This window comes from Staphylococcus ratti, from assembly GCF_020883535.1.
Classification (GTDB): Bacteria; Bacillota; Bacilli; order Staphylococcales; family Staphylococcaceae; genus Staphylococcus; species Staphylococcus ratti.
This window is the reverse complement of the sequence record NZ_CP086654.1, coordinates 1393945-1416749: the sequence shown is the minus strand read 5'-3', so window position 1 is coordinate 1416749 and position 22805 is coordinate 1393945. Positions and strand designations below refer to the sequence as shown.

General features: G+C 37.1%; 18 protein-coding genes. 17 read left to right on the top strand and 1 reads right to left on the bottom strand.

The features are described 5' to 3' along the window. Positions 1-66 precede the first annotated feature (66 nt). A complete protein-coding gene (recA, locus tag LN051_RS06825) occupies positions 67-1110 on the top strand; it encodes a recombinase RecA (protein WP_229291797.1) in 1044 nt (347 codons plus the stop codon). 917 nt (positions 1111-2027) lie between these two features. Beyond that, positions 2028-3587 (top strand): ribonuclease Y, encoded by a 1560-nt coding sequence (gene rny, locus LN051_RS06820; protein ID WP_229291796.1) that lies wholly within the window; start codon positions 2028-2030, stop codon positions 3585-3587. Between the two features lie 81 nt (positions 3588-3668). Here rny and LN051_RS06815 read toward each other — a convergent pair whose 3' ends face one another. After that, positions 3669-3887 (bottom strand): hypothetical protein, encoded by a 219-nt coding sequence (locus tag LN051_RS06815; RefSeq protein ID WP_229291795.1) that lies wholly within the window; start codon positions 3885-3887, stop codon positions 3669-3671. Positions 3888-4128: 241 nt separating this feature from the next. Here LN051_RS06815 and LN051_RS06810 point away from each other — a divergent pair, with 241 nt between their 5' ends. The 15 genes from LN051_RS06810 (at position 4129) to glpK (ending at position 22687) form a co-directional block, all read left to right on the top strand. After that, positions 4129-4512, top strand: a complete 384-nt coding sequence (locus LN051_RS06810; protein ID WP_229291794.1) for an ArsR/SmtB family transcription factor — start codon at positions 4129-4131, stop codon at positions 4510-4512. Next, positions 4466-6643, top strand: a complete 2178-nt coding sequence (locus LN051_RS06805) for a heavy metal translocating P-type ATPase (RefSeq protein ID WP_274704559.1) — start codon at positions 4466-4468, stop codon at positions 6641-6643. Before LN051_RS06810 ends, LN051_RS06805 begins: the two co-directional genes overlap by 47 nt. A 235-nt stretch (positions 6644-6878) precedes the next feature. Next, a complete protein-coding gene (locus LN051_RS06800; protein ID WP_229291792.1) occupies positions 6879-7670 on the top strand; it encodes a TIGR00282 family metallophosphoesterase in 792 nt (263 codons plus the stop codon). Between the two features lie 111 nt (positions 7671-7781). Continuing rightward, entirely contained in the window at positions 7782-9542 is a 1761-nt protein-coding gene (locus tag LN051_RS06795) for a 2-oxoacid:acceptor oxidoreductase subunit alpha (protein ID WP_229291791.1), read from the top strand. Then, positions 9543-10409: a 2-oxoacid:ferredoxin oxidoreductase subunit beta gene (locus tag LN051_RS06790; protein WP_229291790.1), complete on the top strand. Its 867-nt coding sequence runs from the start codon at positions 9543-9545 to the stop codon at positions 10407-10409. Between the two features lie 77 nt (positions 10410-10486). Continuing rightward, positions 10487-10786 carry a thiamine-binding protein gene (locus LN051_RS06785; RefSeq protein ID WP_229291789.1) on the top strand — a complete coding sequence of 100 codons (300 nt, stop codon included), beginning with the start codon at positions 10487-10489 and terminating at the stop codon, positions 10784-10786. A 280-nt stretch (positions 10787-11066) separates the two neighbouring features. Next, a complete protein-coding gene (gene miaB / locus LN051_RS06780) occupies positions 11067-12608 on the top strand; it encodes a tRNA (N6-isopentenyl adenosine(37)-C2)-methylthiotransferase MiaB (RefSeq protein ID WP_229291788.1) in 1542 nt (513 codons plus the stop codon). Further along, positions 12608-12952 (top strand): YlbF family regulator, encoded by a 345-nt coding sequence (locus tag LN051_RS06775; protein ID WP_229291787.1) that lies wholly within the window; start codon positions 12608-12610, stop codon positions 12950-12952. Before miaB ends, LN051_RS06775 begins: the two co-directional genes overlap by 1 nt. 122 nt (positions 12953-13074) lie before the next feature. Further along, a complete protein-coding gene (thiW, locus tag LN051_RS06770) occupies positions 13075-13578 on the top strand; it encodes an energy coupling factor transporter S component ThiW (protein WP_229291786.1) in 504 nt (167 codons plus the stop codon). 151 nt (positions 13579-13729) lie between these two features. Continuing rightward, positions 13730-16330 (top strand): DNA mismatch repair protein MutS, encoded by a 2601-nt coding sequence (mutS, locus tag LN051_RS06765; protein ID WP_229293639.1) that lies wholly within the window; start codon positions 13730-13732, stop codon positions 16328-16330. A 16-nt stretch (positions 16331-16346) separates the two neighbouring features. Next, a complete protein-coding gene (gene mutL, locus LN051_RS06760) occupies positions 16347-18317 on the top strand; it encodes a DNA mismatch repair endonuclease MutL (protein WP_229291785.1) in 1971 nt (656 codons plus the stop codon). Between the two features lie 12 nt (positions 18318-18329). Further along, on the top strand, positions 18330-18863 hold the full coding sequence (locus tag LN051_RS06755; protein ID WP_229291784.1) for a glycerol-3-phosphate responsive antiterminator: 534 nt from the start codon (positions 18330-18332) through the stop codon (positions 18861-18863). A 33-nt stretch (positions 18864-18896) separates the two neighbouring features. Further along, a complete protein-coding gene (locus LN051_RS06750; RefSeq protein ID WP_229291783.1) occupies positions 18897-19922 on the top strand; it encodes a S66 peptidase family protein in 1026 nt (341 codons plus the stop codon). Positions 19923-20284: 362 nt separating this feature from the next. Further along, on the top strand, positions 20285-21100 hold the full coding sequence (locus LN051_RS06745) for an MIP/aquaporin family protein (protein WP_229291782.1): 816 nt from the start codon (positions 20285-20287) through the stop codon (positions 21098-21100). 84 nt (positions 21101-21184) lie between these two features. Then, positions 21185-22687, top strand: coding sequence for a glycerol kinase GlpK (gene glpK, locus LN051_RS06740; RefSeq protein WP_229293638.1), 1503 nt, complete (start codon positions 21185-21187; stop codon positions 22685-22687). Positions 22688-22805 lie beyond the last annotated feature (118 nt).

Sequence of the window (22805 nt, the reverse complement as noted above, 5' to 3'; positions counted from 1 at the left end):
TCTTTTTTAAGAAGGTATAGTAGAGATAACTACAAAAGGAAACTACACTTTATAGGGGGTCCTAAATTGGATAATGAACGTCAAAAAGCACTCGACACAGTAATTAAAAATATGGAAAAATCATTCGGTAAAGGTGCCGTTATGAAACTCGGAGAAAATAAAGATCGACGCGTTTCAAGTGTCTCTAGTGGATCAGTAACTCTAGATCACGCACTAGGGGTAGGAGGCTACCCTAAAGGCCGTATTATAGAAGTTTATGGTCCTGAAAGTTCCGGTAAAACAACAGTAGCTTTACATGCAATTGCCGAAGTACAAAAAAATGGTGGCGTTGCAGCATTTATCGATGCCGAACACGCTTTAGATCCTGTATACGCTCAAGCACTAGGTGTAGATATAGACAATTTATATTTATCTCAACCTGACCACGGAGAGCAAGGGCTTGAAATTGCTGAAGCATTCGTTCGTAGTGGTGCTGTGGATATTATCATTGTAGACTCCGTTGCAGCACTGACACCTAAAGCCGAAATCGAAGGCGAAATGGGTGACACACATGTCGGTTTACAAGCACGTTTAATGTCTCAAGCTTTACGTAAATTATCAGCAGCGATTTCAAAATCTAATACAACAGCTATCTTTATTAACCAAATTCGTGAAAAAGTAGGAGTCATGTTCGGGAATCCCGAAACAACACCGGGTGGTCGCGCATTAAAATTCTACAGTTCTGTTCGCTTAGAAGTGCGTCGTGCTGAGCAATTGAAGCAAGGCCAAGATATTGTAGGTAACCGTACGAAAATCAAAGTTGTTAAAAATAAAGTAGCACCTCCATTTAAAATCGCTGAAGTAGATATTATGTATGGACAAGGTATTTCACGTGAAGGTGAACTCATTGATTTAGGAGTTCAATATGATATCGTTGATAAATCTGGAGCTTGGTACTCGTATAATGGCGAACGTATGGGACAAGGTAAAGAAAATGTCAAATTATTCTTAAAAGAGCATCCAGAGCTTGAAGATGAAATCGATCGTAAACTGCGTGAAAAATTAGGCATTTTTGATGGTGATGTTGATGAAAACGAACAAGATTCACCACAAACGCTTTTTGATGAATAACATAACAATCTATAAATAAGAAGCCAATGGCGGCATTGAAACATAAAGAGGCGGGACAACGAAATCAAATAGATTTCTGTCCCGCATAAAAGATAGACGTTGAATATAAAGAGCACAGTAGCTGTCTGGATTGAATTGCGCTAGTTAGCTTATTCAATCCTAGTCAGCCTTGTGGGGGCGGGACGACGAAATCAAATAGATTTCTGTCCCGCATTATAGATAGGGCGTTGAATATAAAGAGCACAGTAGCTGTCTGGATTGAATTGTGCTAGTCAGCTTCTTCAATCCTAGTCAGCCTTGTGGGGGCGGGACAACGAAATCAAATAGATTTCTGTCCCGCATAATAGATAGACGTTGAATATAAAGAGCACAGTAGCTGTCTGGATTGAACTGCGCTAGTTAGCTTCTTCAATCCTAGTCAGCCTTGTGGGGGCGGGACAACGAAATCAAATAGATTTCTGTCCCGCATAATAGATAGACGTTGAATATAAAGAGCACAGTAGCTGTCTGGATTGAACTGCGCTAGTTAGCTTCTTCAATCCTAGTCAGCCTTGTGGGGGCGGGACAACGAAATCAAATAGATTTCTGTCCCGCTCCCTTCTTTTACAGGTTGATTTCAAAAGCATAGTCATCCTAATAAAAGAAGAGTGTTATATGTTTCTAATGTTAAAATGCCACCTCTATTATTTTTAAAATGTAGGTGTTTAAATCATGATGTCGTGTAGGTGAACAATTTTTAAATAAATAGTAGTGAATAAATGCCTTTGTAAAAATTGTTCGAGATCGTTGTTGGCAGAAACCTTGATTTTTCATTGTTCAAAACGTACAATTGAGATTGTATGGTCCTTAATTTTATTTATATAATCTTATAGATTTATTGACATACAGTACCAAATCCTAGAAAAGGAGGTGTTTGTGTGAATTTATTAAGCCTCTTACTCATTTTGCTGGGTATCATTCTAGGAGTTGTTGTGGGGTATTTTATTGCCCAAAATTTGATCCATCAAAAGCAGATTCAAGCGCGAAATACTGCTAAAGATATCATTGAACAAGCCAATAAAGAAGCAGAGAATCTCAAAAAAGAAAAACTGATTGAAGCTAAAGAAGAGAACCAGATTCTCAGAGAGCATACAGAAAGTGAACTTAGAGAACGACGTGGTGAACTTCAAAGGCAGGAATCCCGACTTCTTCAAAAAGAAGAGAACTTGGAGCGTAAGTCTGATCTTTTAGATAAAAAAGATGAGATTTTAGAGCAAAAAGAGTCTAAACTTGAAGAAAGACAACAACACGTAGATGCAAAAGAGAGTAGTGTTCAGTCCATAATAATGAAGCACGAACAAGAATTACAACGCATCTCCGGTCTCACTCAAGATGAAGCGCGCCAAGAACAATTGGCACGTGTTGAAAACGAATTGTCACAAGATATTGCAATATTGGTTAAAGAAAAAGAAAATGAAGCAAAAGAACAAGTGAATCAAAAAGCGAAAGAACTACTTGCAACTGTAGTTCAACGTTTTGCAGCTGATCATACGTCAGAATCAACGGTTTCTGTCGTCAATTTACCAAATGATGAAATGAAAGGTCGAATTATCGGTCGTGAAGGCCGCAATATTCGCACCCTTGAAACATTAACAGGAATTGATTTAATTATTGATGATACGCCTGAAGCAGTTATTTTATCAGGTTTTGATCCAGTGCGAAGAGAAATCGCCAAAACAGCATTAAATAATCTTGTATCCGATGGACGTATTCATCCAGGTCGAATTGAAGATATGGTTGAAAAAGCACGTAAAGATGTGGATGAAATTATACGTGATGCAGGTGAGCAAGCTACATTTGAATTAAATATTCATAATATGCATCCTGACTTAGTTAAAATTTTAGGACGCATGCATTATCGAACAAGTTATGGCCAAAATGTACTTAAACATTCAATCGAAGTGGCTTATTTATCAGGAATGTTAGCTGCCGAATTGGGTGAAGATGTAACATTGGCTAAGCGTGCAGGTTTGCTTCACGATGTGGGTAAAGCAATCGATCACGAAGTTGACGGTAGCCATGTCGAAATTGGTGTGGAATTAGCGAAAAAGTATGGTGAACCAGAAACAGTGATTAATGCAATCCATTCGCATCATGGAGATGTTGAACCTACTTCAATCATTTCAATTTTAGTTGCAGCTGCGGATGCATTGTCTGCTGCACGCCCAGGAGCAAGAAAAGAAACGCTTGAAAATTACATTAAACGTTTGGAACGTTTAGAACGCATTTCAGAAAATTACGAGGGTGTAGAAAAAGCATTCGCTATCCAAGCAGGTCGAGAAATTCGTGTCATGGTTTCTCCAGAGGATATCGATGACTTAAAAGCCCATCGTTTAGCAAGAGACATCAAAAACCAAATTGAAGACGAATTACAATATCCCGGTCATATCAAAGTGACGGTCGTACGTGAGACGAGAGCAATAGAATATGCTAAATAATAAAAAAGCAATGTTACATTCATGTAACATTGCTTTTTTGCATACAATAAACACCTCAAAAAGTGTAAATAAAATATATTACTAATGACTTAATTTTAATTCGGTTTCATGTAATTCTTTTAAAGCGCCTGCCGTATCATAACAACTTGAAGAAATGTTAGTATATTTTTCTGCTAAACGATAAGCGTAAATATACAATTCAATACTTTCTTTCGCAATTTCTTCAGGGTTTTCTTTTTTGGATGGATTAGCCCCTACTACGAGTTCTGCAAATTTTTCTGGATCAATAGAGATTGACATAAATTATTTTACAACTCCTATAATTTTCAAGTAAAAGCTTGGAATATTAAATTACAATCCATTTGGGAGACAATGTTACTCTGTTTTCCAAAGGATGTTTAAACTCCATTAGCCTTCCAATACGTTTTTACCCGATTCACATGAATTCAATCAAAATTTTATATTCAAACATTCACTTGAATGAATAATATAAATCGGCTATACTATATTCAAATATACACTTGAATAAGAGGTGGGAAAGATGGTTAAAGATATTCCAACATGTGAATTATGGTCCATCGATGAAGCAAGAGTTGTTGAAGCACAAGATGCGATTAATCAAGTACCTATTAAAGAGGTAAGTCAAATGTTCAAAAGTATTGCAGATTTAAATCGTGCGAAGATGACTTACGCATTATGTGTACATGAAGAACTATGTGTTTGTGATATTGCGACATTATTAAATATTACGATAGCCAATGCATCACACCATTTACGCGTCTTATATAACAACGGTGTAGTAACGTATCGCAAAGATGGTAAGCGTGCTTTTTACCGGATTTTTGATGAACATATAAGGCAAATTATGCTCGTTTCTATTGAACATAAGAAAGAAGTGTACCCAGATGAAACAACAAACATATGAGGTTAAAGGATTATCTTGTGCACATTGTGCAAGTAAATTTGAACGTAAACTCAATCAATTGGATTCAATTGAAACAGCGAAAGTGAATTTTGGCGCTTCTAAAATATACGTGACAGGGCATCCAACGATTGATGAATTAGAAAAAGCGGGTGCTTTTGAAAATTTAACTGTGATAGCACCTAAGAAAAAAGCTGTTCAACCAACAGTTAACACTGATGAGGGGCGATCTGATCCTCAAAGTTGGAAAGAAAAAGCGATTGCATTTTATGATGAACATTATGCGATATGCTTTGCAACTTTACTTGTCATTTTAGGTTATATTGCCCGATTTACTACTGGAGAGCATCAGTTTATTACGATTACTTTATTTGCAGCTTCAATATTGATTAGTGGGATGTCTTTATTAAAACAGGGACTTAAAAATTTATTTCAGTTAGAATTTGATATGCATACATTGATGACGATTGCAGTTATTGGGGGTGCCATCATTGGTGAATGGGGAGAAGTAGCCGTTGTTGTTATTTTGTTTGCTTTAAGTGAAGCGCTTGAAAGTTTCACGATGAATAAAGCGAGACAATCTATGGAGGCATTGGTCGCTATTGCCCCTGATGTCGCATATCGATTTAAAGGAAATGAAATTGAAAAAGTTAAGGTCGAAGAAGTGCAAGTAGGCGACATTTTGTATATTAAACCTGGACAAAAAATCCCTTTGGACGGTGTAATCAGCAATGGTTCATCAAGTATTAACCAATCAGCGATTACAGGGGAATCTGTGCCTGTAGACAAGACTATAGGTGATGATGTATTTGCAGGAACTTTAAATGAAAATAGTGTTTTAGAAGTACGTGTCACAAAAATAGCGTCTGAAACGACGTTATCAAAAATGATTGAACTCGTAGAAAGAGCACAAGTGAATCAAGCACCAGCGCAAGCATTAATTGAAAAATTTGCTAGATACTATACACCAATGATTATGCTTATCGCTTTAAGTGTTGCAGTATTACCACCGTTATTAGGTTATGGAGACAGCTATACTTGGTTTTATCAAGGATTGTCTGTTTTAGTTATTGGTTGTCCGTGTGCGCTAGTGATTGCAACGCCTATTGCGATTATTTCAAGTATTAGTAATGCTGCAAGACATGGCGTACTCGTTAAAGGTGGCATACATTTAGAACAATTAAGCCGTGTACAAGCTGTTGCATTTGATAAAACGGGTACATTGACACGAGGTGAACCTGAAGTAACGCATTTGGAATGGGCTCAAAGTAGTCAAGAGGATGCCGAACTTCTCAGCCATGTAGGGGCTATTGAAAAAATGTCTAATCATCCTATCGCACGTGCGATTGTTGCTTATCTTCAATCTAACGCCGTTGTGTTTGAAGGTAAGGTTAAGTCATTTCAGTCTCAAACAGGAGAAGGTGTGACTGCTACGATTCAAAACAATGCTTATATGATTGGTAAACCACAACGTTTTAATTTATCAGCGCAACCAATTTGGCAGGAAACTGTAAGCCAATTAGAAATGCAAGGAAATACGGTCATTTTAGTATCAAGAAATGATAGTATTGTGCTGTTAATTGCACTTAGAGATCGAGTAAGAGCAAAATCCAAATGGAGTTGTCGCCAATTAATGAAAATGGGCTTAAAACATATAGAAATGTTGACGGGAGATAATCCGCAAACGGCGAAAAGTATCGCTAACGAAGTAGGCGTGACACATTTTAAAGCACAACAATTGCCAGAAAATAAAATGACACGAATTGCTACATTACAAAAGAAATATTCCCACGTGGCTATGGTAGGAGATGGAGTGAACGATGCGCCAGCATTAGCTAATGCTACAGTAGGTATTTCAATGGGAGCAGCAAGTACTGATACAGCTATAGAAACTGCTGATATTGCTGTTTTGAGTGATGATATTACTAAAATTCCGTACACTTTTCAATTGAGTCGTCGTACGATGCGCATAATAAAAATGAATATTCTCATTGCGATAGGTTTAAAGGTTACTGCATTATTGTTAGTGATTCCAGGGTGGCTCACGTTATGGATTGCGATTTTTTCAGATATGGGCGCAACTTTGCTCGTAGGGCTTAATGCGTTACGTCTGCTTTATGTTAAAGCCGAGTAAATAAATTGAAAATGAAACATATTGACATGACTATTGAACCCGTTACAATAAAATAGTATATATGAAGTTTTGTCTAAAGTTTTAAAATGATTATCTCTGAAAAAATAGGTTGAGTATAAAATGACCTATAATGAAGCATTAACTTTCTAAGTATAGAGATGAGAAATCTTATTAGTGTTTGTTTCATTTTTAAAACTTTCATGCGAACCTTCTTATTAGAGAGGATACTATTTGAATGAGAATATTATTTATTGGAGATATTGTAGGTAAGGTTGGACGTCAGGCGATTGAAGAGATGTTGCCGAAATTAAAACAACACTATCGTCCAACGGTCACAATTGTAAATGCAGAAAATGCTGCACATGGTAAAGGCTTAACTGAAAAATTATACAAGCAATTACTGCGCCAAGGCGTAGATTTTATGACGATGGGTAACCATACCTATGGTCAGCGTGAAATATACGATTTTATAGACGATGCGACACGTTTAGTAAGGCCAGCTAATTTTCCGAATGAAGCGCCTGGTGTAGGAATGAGAATTATTAATATTAATGAAAAAAAACTCGCCATTATGAATTTGCAAGGACGCAGTTTTATGCCGGTAACGGATGATCCGTTTAAAACAGCTGACCGTTTAATCGATGAAGCGAAGAAAGAAACAGATTATATATTTGTAGATTTCCACGCTGAAACGACTTCAGAAAAATATGCTATGGGATGGTATTTAGACGGACGTGTTAGTGCTGTTGTTGGGACACATACGCACATTCAAACGTCAGATGAACGGATATTACCAAACCATACAGCATACATTACAGATGTTGGTATGACAGGCTATTATGACGGTATTTTAGGAATCAATAAAGATGAAGTGATTACGCGATTCCTTACGAGTTTGCCACAACGTCACGTTGTACCAGATGAAGGGCGTAGTGTTTTATCAGGTGTTGTCATAGATTTAAAGCAAGACGGGACAGCTAAAGCTATTTCTAGAATTTTAATCAATGAAGATCACCCTTTCAGTTAAACTATCGTCCATTAGTATGAATTTTAATAAAACCCACGATTTCTAGAAGAAAATCGTGGGTTATTTTGATATGATATAAAATGAATTTAAACGTGTAGGAGGCTCATTCAAATGAAATCACAAGTATCATGGAAAGTCGGCGGCCAACAAGGCGAAGGGATTGAATCGACAGGTGAAATCTTCGCTACAGCTATGAACCGCAAAGGTTACTATTTATATGGTTACCGTCACTTTTCTAGCCGAATTAAAGGTGGCCATACTAATAATAAAATTCGTGTCTCTACTACACCTGTACATGCGATTAGCGATGATTTAGATGTTTTAGTAGCATTTGACCAAGAAACCATCGTTTTAAATCATCATGAAATGCGTGAAGACAGTGTGATTTTAGCTGATAGTAAGGCAAAGCCTGAAAAGCCAGAAGACTGTAAAGCACAACTTATCGTGTTGCCTTTTACAGAAATAGCAAAAGAACTTGGGACACCTTTAATGAAAAACATGGTTGCAATAGGTGCAACAGCAGCATTAATGCAATTAGAAACGACAACTTTTGAATCTCTTATTCAAAATATGTTTGAGAAAAAAGGTGAAAAAGTCGTTCATTTAAATATTGATGCATTAAATAAAGGTTACCATATGATGTCGGAACAGCTTAGCCAAATTGAAGGGGACTTTATACTTGAAGAAGGTAGTGGAACACCACATCTTTATATGATTGGAAATGATGCAATAGGTTTAGGTGCGATTACTGGAGGCTCACGTTTTATGGCGGCTTATCCTATTACACCGGCATCTGAAATTATGGAATATATGATAGACCATTTACCAAAAGTAAAAGGAACTGTCATTCAAACGGAAGATGAAATTGCAGCTGCGACGATGGCAATTGGTGCCAATTATGCAGGAGTGCGTGCGTTTACGGCATCAGCTGGCCCTGGTTTATCATTGATGATGGAAGCGATAGGCTTATCTGGTATGACAGAAACGCCACTTGTTATTGTGAACACACAACGTGGTGGTCCTTCAACAGGACTTCCTACAAAACAAGAACAATCGGATTTAATGCAAATGATTTATGGGACACACGGAGATATTCCGAAAATCGTTCTTGCACCGACAGACGCAGAAGATGCCTTTTATTTAACAGTAGAGGCCTTTAATTTAGCCGAAGAATATCAGTGCCCAGTCATTTTACTTAGTGACTTACAATTATCTTTAGGAAAACAAACGGTACCTCATTTAGACTATCAACGTGTTGAAATACGTCGTGGAGATCTTATTACCGAAGCCATTGAACGTGATGCAGATGATAAAGCGTATTTTAAACGCTACGCTTTAACAGAATCCGGCGTTTCACCAAGACCTATTCCGGGTGTGAAAGGTGGCATACATCATGTAACTGGCGTAGAGCATAATGACGAAGGGAAACCAAGTGAATCAGCAATCAATCGTCAAAATCAAATGGATAAACGCATGCGTAAAACAGATCACTTACTGATTAACGCGCCGGTAGAAGGTGAGGTAGATTCTGAAGAGATCGATATTTTATACCTTGGATTTATTTCTACAAAAGGTGCGATTCAAGAAGGAGTTAAACGAATTCAAGAAGCGGGACATACAGCCGCACATCTTCAATTACGTCAATTGCATCCATTCCCAACTGAAGCAGTACAAAAGGCAGTTGATAAAGCGCAAAAAGTCGTAGTTGTGGAACATAACTATCAAGGGCAACTTGCGAATATTATTAAAATGAACGTTCAATTAGGTAATAAATTAGTAAACCAAACAAAATATGATGGCACGCCATTTTTACCGAAAGAAATTGAAGAAAAAGGTTTAGAAATAGTGAATCAATTAAAGGAGCGAGTTTAATTGGCAACTTTTAAAGATTTTAGAAATAGTGTAAAACCGAATTGGTGCCCAGGATGTGGGGACTTCTCTGTCCAAGCTGCGATTCAAAAGGCTGCTGCTAATGTAGGTTTAGAACCAGAAGAAGTTGCACTCATTACAGGCATCGGTTGTTCAGGACGTTTATCTGGTTATGTGAATTCATACGGCGTCCATTCCATTCATGGTCGTGCTTTACCGTTAGCCCAAGGCGTTAAAATGGCTAATAAAGACTTAACGGTTATAGCTTCTGGTGGTGACGGAGATGGTTATGCTATCGGTATGGGACATACTATTCATGCACTTCGTCGCAATATGAATATGACCTATATCGTTATGGATAACCAAATTTACGGACTTACTAAAGGACAAACGTCACCTTCTTCTGCGCCAGGTTTTGTGACTAAAACAACACCAAAAGGTAATATCGAACAAAATGTCGCACCGCTTGAGCTTGCTTTATCATCAGGAGCAACATTTGTTGCACAGGGCTTTTCGAACGATATTAAAGGGCTGACGAAAATGATTGAAGATGCTATTAAGCATGACGGTTTTTCATTCGTCAACGTTTTTTCACCTTGTGTCACTTACAATAAAATTAATACGTATGATTGGTTTAAAGAACATTTAACAAGTCTTGATGACATCGAAGAATACGATACATCTAATAAACAACAAGCGATTCAAACTGTCTTGGAATATGATTCTTTACTTAAAGGAATTGTTTATCAAGATACTGAGACACCGTCCTACGAATCTCAAATCGATACATTAGATGATCAACCTTTAGCACATCAAAATTTAGAGTTAGACAAAGCACAATTTGAAGCATTAACGCAACAATTCGTATAAATAGATGGATAAGCACTCATTTTAAGTCATGGACAATAAAATGAGTGTTATTTTTAAATAATGAAAGGGGTAAAGCTATGATTAATACATTAATGAGTATACAAATCATCCCAAAAACACCTGAGGGTAAAGATGTAATTCCGTTCGTTGACGAAGCAATCGCGGTTATTGAACAATCTGGATTAAAATATAGAGTTGGTCCACTTGAAACGACAATCGAAGGAGATATGAGTGAGTTACTAATTTTAATTCAAAAGATGAATGAACGTATGGTGGAATTAGAAGTACAAAGTATTATTAGTCAGGTCAAATTTTATCATGTTCCCGAAGGGATTAGCATGGCGACATTGACTGAAAAATACGATGAAACGACTTAAAATATGTTGTGCAATCGAAGATGATATAGAAACACGTAGAATTAAATGATATTGAATGAGATATAAAACTGCCTCTCAAGTTTTGCCAAATCGTGAATATACTGTAGAAAAACGTGTTTGAGGAATATACGGATTGACTTTCTCAATTTCTAAAGCATGTATTGACACGGCCTTAATAGGGAGCCACTATGTTCTTCGTGTATGTTCAATTTCATTTTGCACTTTTACGCGATTTTTAATATAATGTACTAATGATATATGGGCAGAAAGGGTTTTGCATGTGAATGAAGAACAAAGAAAAGCAGGCACGTTAGATGTACTTTCGCGCCGTAATGAAAAAGAAAAAGATTATAGCAAATACTTTGAACATGTTTATCAACCGCCAAGTTTAAAAGAGGCTAAAAAACGTGGGAAAGAAGAAGTTGCATACAATAGAGATTTTCAAATAGATGAAAAATACCGAGGCATGGGGGAAGGCCGAACATTTTTAATCAAAACGTACGGTTGTCAAATGAATGCGCATGACACAGAAGTGATGGCAGGGATTTTCACAGCATTGGGGTACACACCTACGGAAGATGTAAATGTCGCAGATGTGATTTTATTAAATACATGTGCCATTCGTGAAAACGCTGAAAATAAAGTGTTCGGTGAAATTGGTAACTTAAAACATATTAAACAAGAGCGCCCAGATTGTTTAATTGGTGTATGTGGCTGTATGTCACAAGAAGAATCTGTCGTAAATAAAATTTTAAAATCCTACCAAAATGTCGATATGATTTTTGGTACGCATAATATTCACAGACTCCCTCAAATTTTAGAAGAAGCTTACCTTTCAAAAGCGATGGTAGTTGAAGTGTGGTCTAAAGAAGGAGATGTGATTGAAAACTTACCTAAAGTGCGTGCGGGACATATTAAAGCATGGGTAAATATTATGTACGGCTGTGATAAATTCTGTACATATTGTATCGTGCCGTTCACAAGAGGGAAAGAGCGTAGCCGTCGTCCGCAAGATATTATCGATGAAGTGCGTGACCTTGCACGTCAAGGCTATCAAGAAATCACATTGTTAGGTCAAAATGTAAACTCATACGGAAAAGATTTAAACGACATAGAATATGGTCTTGGCGATTTATTGGAAGATATATCAAAAATTGATATTCCACGCGTGCGTTTCACGACAAGCCATCCTTGGGACTTTACGGATCGTATGATTGAAGTGATTGCGGAAGGTGGTAATATCGTTCCACATATTCACTTACCTGTACAATCAGGAAATAATGATGTGCTTAAAATTATGGGACGTAAATATTCACGTGAAAGCTATTTAGATTTAGTACGTCGTATTAAAGCTGCGATTCCTGATGTGGCATTGACGACAGATATTATTGTGGGTTATCCAAATGAAACAGAAGCGCAATTTGTTGAGACATTGACATTGTATGAGGAAGTCGGCTTTGAGCATGCCTACACGTACTTGTATTCACAACGTGACGGTACGCCGGCTGCGAAAATGAAAGACAATGTTCCGACAGAAGTTAAAAAAGAACGTCTTCAGCGATTAAATCGTTTGGTAGGCGAGTACTCAACACGTGCACTGGCACAATATGAAGGTCAAACGGTAAAAGTATTGTGTGAAGGTGCAAGTAAAAAAGATGATGAAGTTTTAGCAGGTTATACTGAAAAAAATAAACTTGTAAACTTCCGTGCGCCTAAAGAAGTGATTGGTAAAATTGTAGAGGTTAAAATTGTGGAAGCTAAACAATTTTCATTGAATGGTGAATTTGTAAGCGTTTGTGAACCCGCGTTGGTGACACCTTAATGTTTACTAAAGAAGCGATTTTGCATCATGCAACACAATTGAGTAATGACATACAAGCTTTAGAGGCGATCCGAAATTATCGTCAAATAGAAGCTCAAATTCATCGGCATCCGCAAATTGCACAGTATATGGATGATTTAAAACAAAATCAAAAGCACTCTGTCAATTTTCAAAGTTATAATAAACCAATCGCATATCAACGTTCAGAAGAAAAGATTGCAAGTATTCAATCTGAAATTGATGCTTTTCCAATCGTGACGCAGTTTCGTCAATCACAAGAAGAAGCAAACGAAACGTTACACCTGATTGTTGAAACGCTAGCAACAAGATTGCAAGAACGTTAGGACACGATGAATGTACGTGCGTTAGGGAAACGGATAATAGGTATTTACTAGCGAAGCGTTATAACATCTTATTGTGTTTATCCAAATTTTGACGCATGACAACAAAAAGAGGAGTGACATCTATGAATACGAGAAAGCTCACTTTAACCGCATTATTTATTGCAGTAAATGTTATATTAAGCACCGTTATTGTCATTCCTATTGGGCCAATTAAAGCTGCACCAGTGCAACATTTTGTGAATGTTTTAAGTGTCGTTATTCTCGGCCCTTGGTTCGGACTTGCACAAGCTTTTTTATCTTCCCTAATACGAGTGTTATTAGGCACAGGGACACCTTTTGCCTTCCCAGGAAGTATGATTGGTGTTTTATTGGCAAGTTTATTTTATTATGTGAATAAACATTTATTTGTCGCATCTATCGGTGAAGTAATCGGGACTGGCATTATCGGAAGTTTAGTTTGTCTTCCACTTGCCTGGGTACTTGGATTAGACGGTGTATTAATCAAGCCACTTATGGCTACATTTGTGCTTTCAAGTTTTATTGGAGCAACGCTCAGTTATATCTTGTTATTAATGTTAAAAAAGCGGAATCGTTTACCGGATTTAAATCAAAAATCTAAAAAATAAAATTAATAAGAGATGGGAGGAAATGACCGCCCATCTCTTTTTTTTTACATAAATAAAATAATAATGCGACGACTATGAGTCGAGTCAAGGCATAAAATCTGTTAAACTATAAACATTATAAGATGAGAAATAGAAGGAAAGTGAATAAATGATGACAAATGTCACGCCAATGATGAAACAATATTTAAATATTAAATCACAACACCAAGATGCTTTACTCTTTTTCCGATTAGGAGATTTTTACGAATTGTTTTATGATGACGCGGTGACAGCTTCACGCGTTCTTGAAATTACATTGACGAAGCGCGATGCTAAAAAAGAGAATCCCATACCTATGGCAGGAGTACCTTACCATTCTGCAGACGGTTACATTGAGACATTGATTCAAAATGGATTTAAAGTTGCGATTTGTGAACAAATGGAAGACCCTCGTCAAGTAAAAGGCATGGTTAAGCGTGAAGTTGTTCGTGTAGTGACGCCTGGTACATTAATGGAAAAAGGTGGCATTGATGAATCTCAAAATAATTATATTGTGAGTTTTATTCATGAGGATGGTTATGCATTAAGTTATTGCGACGTGAGTACAGGTGAATTGAAAGTCACGCACTTTGAAGATGAGAGTACATTAATAAATGAGGTTTCTACGATTCAACCTAATGAGATTGTGGTAAATCAGCCATTAACAGATCATCTTAAATGCCAATTTAGTATGATTACCGAGACAGTGACTGTGCGTGAAAATATTTCAAATACCACTTACAACGTAAATACCATCACGCATGCAAATATGGCACAAGCCGTTCAAATATTACTCGATTACATATTTGATACACAAAAACGAGATTTATCGCATATAGAAGAAGCTACGACATATCAAGCGATAGACTATATGAAAATGGATTTTTATGCGAAGCGCAATTTAGAATTAACGGAAAGTATCCGTTTAAAATCTAAAAAAGGCACATTGCTTTGGCTGATGGACAAAACGAAAACGCCGATGGGCGCACGTCGCTTGAAGCAATGGATTGACCGTCCTTTGATTCAACAATCAGAAATTGAACAACGTCATGATGCAGTGGATCAATTTTTAACACATTTTATTGAAAGAGATACACTGAGAAGTTATTTAACTGAAGTGTATGATATTGAACGATTAGTTGGACGTGTAAGTTTTGGAAATGTAAACGCTAAGGATCTGGTTCAGTTAAAATATTCCATTGCCCAAATCCCCAATATTAAGACATTGCTTCAAACGATTGATTCTGAAGCGATTGCACATTTTAATGCATTAGAACCGCTAGATGATTTACTAGCTACACTACAAGAAAGTTTAGTAGATGAGCCTCCTTTATCAGTAAAAGAAGGCGGTTTATTCAAAGAAGGCTACAATGCGCAATTAGATGAGTATTTAGATGCATCACGCAATGGAAAGACATGGCTTGCTGAACTTCAAGCTAAAGAGCGCCAACGCACAGGTATTAAATCGTTGAAAATTAGCTTCAATAAAGTATTTGGCTATTATATTGAAATTACGCGAGCGAATTTAGCTCAATTTAATCCTAGTGAATTTGGCTATGAACGTAAGCAAACATTATCTAATTCAGAACGTTTTATCACAGATGAGTTGAAAGAAAAAGAAGCGATTATTCTAGGTGCTCAAGAAAAATCAGTTGAATTAGAATATGCACTATTTACAGAGTTAAGAAGTTATGTCAAAACTTTTACAGAACGCTTACAGCATCAGGCTAAAATGATTTCTGAGTTGGATTGTTTACAAAGCTTTGCAGAAATTGCGCAAGCCTATAATTATGTGAGACCGACGTTTAGTAAAGATCGCACATTAAACTTAAAAGAATCTCGCCACCCTGTTGTAGAACGTGTAATGGATTACAATGATTATGTACCAAATGATTGTTATTTAGATGAATCAGAATTTATTTATTTAATTACAGGCCCTAACATGTCGGGGAAATCGACGTATATGCGTCAAGTGGCAATTATTAGTATTATGGCGCAAATGGGTGCCTTTGTACCATGTCAATCCGCGACGTTACCGATTTTTGATCAAATTTTCACACGTATTGGGGCGGCCGATGATCTTGTCTCTGGTAAAAGTACATTTATGGTTGAAATGCTAGAGGCACAAAATGCTTTAAAACATGCGACTGCACATAGTCTAATTATTTTTGATGAGATTGGTAGAGGAACATCGACTTATGACGGTTTAGCTCTTGCTCAAGCGATGATTGAATATGTTGCCGAAACGTCTAAAGCAAAAACGTTGTTTTCAACGCACTACCATGAATTGACAGAACTTGAAAACGCATTGTCAAGTTTGAAAAACGTACACGTAGCCGCTAATGAGTACAAAGGGGAATTAATTTTTTTACACAAAGTGAAACCAGGAGCTGTAGAACATAGTTATGGTATTCAAGTGGCAAAACTTGCGGAATTACCTGAGGCAGTGATTTCACGTGCTCAAGTGATATTAGATGCTTTTGAAGCGGATTCAGCAACACAATCAAATGAGCAATCCGTTAATCCGAAGCATCTCGAAGTACAAGAATCAACAGCAACTTATGCAAATTCAACTCATGAAAAAACATCTAACGTTGAACAAGCAACGTTTGATTTGTTTGAAAGTGAACCAACAGAAAGCGAAATTGAGTTGGAAATAAAACGTTTAAATCTATCACAAATGACCCCGATTGAAGCATTAGTGAAATTAAGTGAATTTCAAAACAAATTATAAATAGAAGGTGATCACGATGGGGCATATTAAAACTTTACACACCTCACTTGCTAATAAAATTGCGGCGGGTGAAGTTGTTGAAAGACCAAGTTCAGTGGTCAAAGAGTTACTTGAAAATAGTATCGATGCAGGTGCCACAGAAATTAATATTGAAGTACAAGAATCGGGTATAGCTGAAATTCGAGTGGTAGATAATGGTTCAGGTATTCGTGAAGATGATTTACATCTTGTTTTCCATCGTCATGCGACGAGTAAATTAGTTGAAGATGATGATTTGTTCCACATTCGTACACTTGGATTTCGAGGTGAAGCGCTTGCAAGTATTGCGTCTGTTGCAAAAGTAACTTTACAAACATCCACGGATGGGATTGAAGGACACCAAGTTTATGCCGAGGAAGGTAAAATTGTTGACCAAAGACCAGCAAAAGCACGAAGAGGTACCGATATTAAAGTGGCTTCACTTTTTTACAACACGCCCGCACGCTTAAAATATATTAAAAGTTTGTATACAGAGCTTGGCAAAATAACAGATATCGTTAATCGCATGGCAATGAGTCATCCGAAAGTACGCATATCTTTAACAAATGACGGTAAGACAATATTACAAACGAATGGCTCAGGGCGAACAAATGAGGTAATGGCAGAGATTTATGGCATGAAAGTGGCACGAGACCTTGTTGAAATTACTGGTGAAACGAGTGATTATCGCATCCATGGTTTTGTGGCAAAACCTGAACATTCGAGAAGTAATCGACATTATATTTCCTTGTTCATTAACGGACGTTATATTAAGAATTTTGTGCTTAATAAAGCTGTTCAAGAAGGCTATCATACGCTTTTAACAATTGGAAGATTTCCAATCGTGTATCTTAATATTGAAATGGATCCTATTTTAGTAGATGTCAATGTTCATCCGACAAAGCTAGAAGTACGTTTATCTAAAGAAGAGCAGCTGTATACGCTCATTGTTGAAAAAATACGCGCGGCATTTAAAGATAAAGTGTTAATTCCTAAAAATGATTTGAGTTCAAAATATCAACCTAAAAAGGTACTTGATAAATTTGAACAACAAAAAATGGCGTTTGAACAGCGTGAACAACAGACACATTCAGAGCATCGTTCTAATGCACAACCATCTAGCACAACAATTCATGAGCAACAAACGTCACCTGAACATCCGAATTCTACGTTTCAACATGAACGAACAACGGGAGATGTTCAAGAGGAAACGCAACATAGAAAGCAAAGTCAAGATGACACAACGCCATTCGAAAACTATGAACAAACACAAAGAGCATTGCTCAATGAGATGGACACGCCTATTGATAATCTAGAGACTAATACTGAATTGCAACAATCAGAGGTTCAAGGTAAATCTAATATAAATGATGTTACTCCAAAACCACGCGTACCTTATATGGAAGTAGTAGGCCAAGTTCACGGCACATATATTGTGGCTCAAAATGATGAAGGCATGTATTTGATTGATCAACATGCAGCCCAAGAACGTATAAAGTATGAGTATTTTAGAGATAAAATTGGCGAAGTTAATAATGAAAATCAAAATTTATTAATTCCTTTGACATTTAATTTTACAAAGGATGAGCAAATGATTATAGAAGACAATATGGATGAACTTCAACGTGTAGGTCTCTTTTTAGAGCCATTCGGCGGGCACGATTATATCGTTAGCAGTTATCCAGTTTGGTTTCCTCAAGAAGATATTGAAGACATGATTAAAGACATGGTGCATTATGTGTTAGAACATCGTCGTCTTAATATTGCAAAGTTTAGGGAAGAACTCGCCATTATGATGAGTTGTAAAAAATCGATTAAAGCCAATCATTATTTGAAAAATAACGAAATGGCAGATTTAATCGATCAACTTCGAGAAAGGGAAGATCCTTTCACATGTCCACATGGTCGTCCTATTATTATTAATTTTACAAATTACGAAATAGAACGCTTATTTAAGCGCATTCAATAAAGAGGTGAAGCTGTGAATCCTTATATTTTACCTGCGATACGTTCAATGAAAAGTTTAGAAAAGCTGATGCGAACGGACTATAAAACATGTGTATTATTGGATACGCATGTAGGACATTTGAAAAGTATTATGCAGCTTATTGAAGCCAATCAATTACAACCGTTTATTCATATTGATTTGATAAAAGGTATCAGTCACGATGAATTTGCTTGTGAATATATTATTCAAACTTATAAACCTAAAGGCATTGTTTCTACAAAAACTAAGGTGATTAAAAAGGCAAAGGCATTAGGCGTGATTACGATTTTTCGTGTTTTCGTCATTGATAGTCAAGCGTTAGAACGTAGTATTGCTTTAATTCAGAGAATTGAACCTGATTATGTAGAAGTATTGCCAGGCATTGCGAATAAAGTAATTGAAAGAATTTACAATGAAACTGGGGTTAAAGTGATTGCTGGTGGTTTGATTAATACTGAGCATGAAATTCAAGAGGCTGTAGATAGTGGTGCGACCTACGTCACAACAAGTGAATATCAATTATGGTAAGTGTGAAATGTTGAACTAAACAGGGGGACTTATATGATTAAACCAAAAAAACTTAAAAAAGGAGATACGATCGCAATTGTTTCGCCATCTTCTGGTTTAGCTGGTGAGCATAATATACGTTGGCGTACAGAGGAAGGCATGCGTCGTATTGAACAAATGGGGTATCGCGTGAAAGTGATGCCTAATGCATTAAAGTCTATTCAATGGAATTATGAACATCCTAAAGCCCGTGCGGAATCTTTAATGGCCGCATTTCAAGATGATTCAGTTCAAGCCATTTTATGTACAATTGGCGGCAACGAATCTGTTAGAATTATCCCGTTTTTAGAGGCAGAAACAATTAAACAAAATCCTAAAATATTTATTGGCTATTCTGATATTACAGCGTTACACCTTTATTTAAATTCGTTGGGTTTAACTACATTTTACGGACCTGCCGTATTGACTGACTTTGCGGAAAATGGTGGTAATGATGATTATACAATGGCTTCACTCTTTAACCTCATTCAAAACCCTACTGCATTCGGGGAAATTAAGACCGCGCCTTACATGCGTAAATGTGGACTAAGATGGGATGAACACTTACGTCAGTTTGAAAGAGAGAAGTTAGCTTACGATGACTTTCATTTGTTGAATGGTAAAGGAGAAGTTTCTGGTCCGTTATTAGGTGGTTGCTTTGAATCATTAGATAAACTGCGTGGTACGCCTTATTTTCCAGAGATTGATTCATTTTGTGATGCTATATTGTTTATTGAAACTTCTGAAGTGCATATCCCTGCTTGGTCATTTGAGGAGTCGCTTAGAGCGTGGGGATTGATGGGAATCTTTGAGCGTGTTCGAGGCATTATTGTAGGTAGACCACAAGATGGTGTGTTTAAAGAAGACTATGACCAAGCACTCAAAAAAATATTAGAAGAATTCAATTATACGGATTTAATCGTCATGACTAATGTTTGTTTTGGACACAACGAGCCGAAAGCGACGCTTCCTTATGGTGTTCAAGTCACCCTTCAAACACACCCGTGTCAGATTCACATTGATGAATCCGCAGTGCGTTAAAATACTCATTTGTTAATAGAAATGTTTTTTAAATGCTCTCAAAAATAGCTATAAAGAATGCTGTTTTGGGAGTTTTTTTATTAAAGTATATATTCGGAAGGAACGAACTTATATATAGAACCTTTCATAAAGGTTGTAAAAATTGCATTTTTGATATGTCAGTCATCAATTTTTCCAAGCAAACATGTGTCCGATTCTATCCTATCCTACTAAAATTGATTGACAACGCTTACATGCGGTTGTAATATTAAAACAAGTTAATAGATGAATCGAGACGCTAGAGACTTCTTCGCACGTGTTATTAACAAATGTAATACGGGATCCGCTAGGGGTCTTTTTGTCTTTTATAGGGAGGAAAAATAATGAATATCTACTTAGCTGAGTTTGTCGGAACGGCGATACTCCTATTAATGGGTGGAGGCGTTGTTGCGAACGTAGTTTTACGTAAATCTAAAGGTGAAGGTGCGGACTGGATTGTTATTGCAATTGGTTGGGGTTTAGCCGTAACTTTAGGCATTTACGCAGTTGGTAATTTCTCAGGTGCACATCTAAACCCTGCTGTAACATTAGCCTTCGCAGTGACAGGTGATTTTCCTTGGTCTCAAGTACCTGGCTTTATTCTTGCTCAAACTTTAGGCGGAATGGTCGGCGGTATTTTAACTTGGCTTACATATTTACCACATTGGCGTGCTACTGAAGACAAAGAAGCCAAATTAGGTGTTTTTGCGACTGCACCAGCAATTCGCAACTATACTGCTAACTTTATTACAGAAATTATTGGTACAGCTGTACTCACATCTGCATTGTTATTTATTGGGACAAACAAATTTACAGACGGGTTAAATCCTGTTATCGTTGGTTTACTCATTGTTGGTATTGGTGTGAGTCTTGGTGGGCCAACAGGTTATGCGATTAACCCGGCGCGTGATCTAGGGCCACGTATCGCACATGCGATTTTACCTATTCATGGCAAAGGACACAGTGATTGGCAATATGCGATCGTACCGATTTTAGGACCAATTACAGGTGGTATTTTAGGCGCGGTTCTATATCGTTTGTTTTTCCAAAGTGCGTTTGACGTTTGGACAATTGTAGCGGTCATTTTACTTGTAGGCACTTTAGTATTAGGTAGCATTTTAAACAAAAAAATCAAACATAAAGATTTCGGTGCAATTTAAACCTAGTAAGATCCATTGATACAAATCGAGTAGATGATTCAATTGAAACGCATGACACGTGTGATTATGGGAGGTAAACATATTATGGGAAAATATATTTTATCAATTGATCAAGGAACAACAAGTTCTAGAGCAATTTTATTTGACGAAAAAGCAGAAATTGTAGGTGTTGCACAACGTGAATTTAAGCAACATTTTCCAAAATCAGGATGGGTTGAACATGACGCTAATGAAATTTGGACCTCTGTATTATCTGTACTTGCATCAGTGCTCAACGAAAATAATGTGAGAGCATCTGAAATTGCAGGCATTGGAATTACGAACCAACGTGAAACAACAGTAGTTTGGGATAAGCATACAGGCCGCCCTATTTATAATGCGATTGTGTGGCAATCTCGTCAAACTCAAGCAATTTGTGAACAACTTAAAAAAGATGGACACGAAGCTGAATTCCGTAAGAAAACAGGTTTATTACTTGACCCGTATTTTTCAGGAACTAAAGTAAAATGGATTTTAGACCATGTGGATGGGGCGCGTGAAAAGGCTGAAAAAGGTGATGTGCTATTTGGTACTATCGATTCTTGGCTCGTTTGGAAATTATCAGGTGGCCAAACGCATGTCACGGATTATTCAAATGCGAGTCGTACATTAATGTATAACATCCATGAATTAAAATGGGACGAGGAATTATTAGCATTACTTGACGTTCCTAAAGCGATGTTACCTGAAGTTAAACCATCAAGTGAAGTTTATGGTGAAACGATTGATTATCACTTCTTTGGACAAAAAGTACCGATTGCTGGTATTGCGGGTGACCAACAAGCAGCATTGTTTGGGCAAGCATGTTTTGAAAAAGGTGATGTTAAAAACACTTATGGTACAGGCGGTTTCATGTTAATGAATACTGGTGAAGAAGCGGTAGCTTCTGAACATGGTCTTCTGACGACAATTGCTTACGGATTAGACGGTAAAGTGAATTATGCACTTGAAGGTTCTATTTTTGTTTCTGGATCGGCTATACAGTGGTTACGTGATGGCTTAAGAATGATTAATTCTGCACCACAATCTGAAGATTATGCTAAACGTGTAGACTCGACTGACGGTGTATATGTCGTACCTGCATTTGTAGGTTTAGGAACACCATATTGGGATTCTGAAGCACGTGGTGCAATCTTTGGTTTAACGCGTGGTACAGAAAAAGAACATTTTATTCGCGCAACGCTAGAATCGTTATGTTATCAAACACGTGATGTCATTGAAGCAATGGCTCAAGATTCAGGTATTGAAGTGAATAGTTTACGCGTCGATGGTGGTGCAGTTAAAAACAATTTCTTAATGCAGTTCCAAGCAGACCTTCTGAATGTTTCAGTAGAACGTCCAGAAATTAATGAGACGACAGCGTTAGGTGCAGCATATCTCGCGGGTATCGCGACGGGATTCTGGAAAAACAAAGATGAAGTAGGCAACAATTGGAAATTAGAAAAATCGTTTGAACCACAAATGGACGAGAAAGATGCTGACAAACTTTACAAAGGTTGGCAAAAAGCAGTAGAAGCAACAAAAGTCTTTAAGTTAGACGAAGCATAAGCGGTATGCTATACTGTAGATAAGTTAATAGATTACTCGAGATGAAGAGAGATTTTGTTCGTAAAACTTTATGTTAAGGGATATGGGCGAAGTCTCTCTTTTTATCATTTTAGGAGGC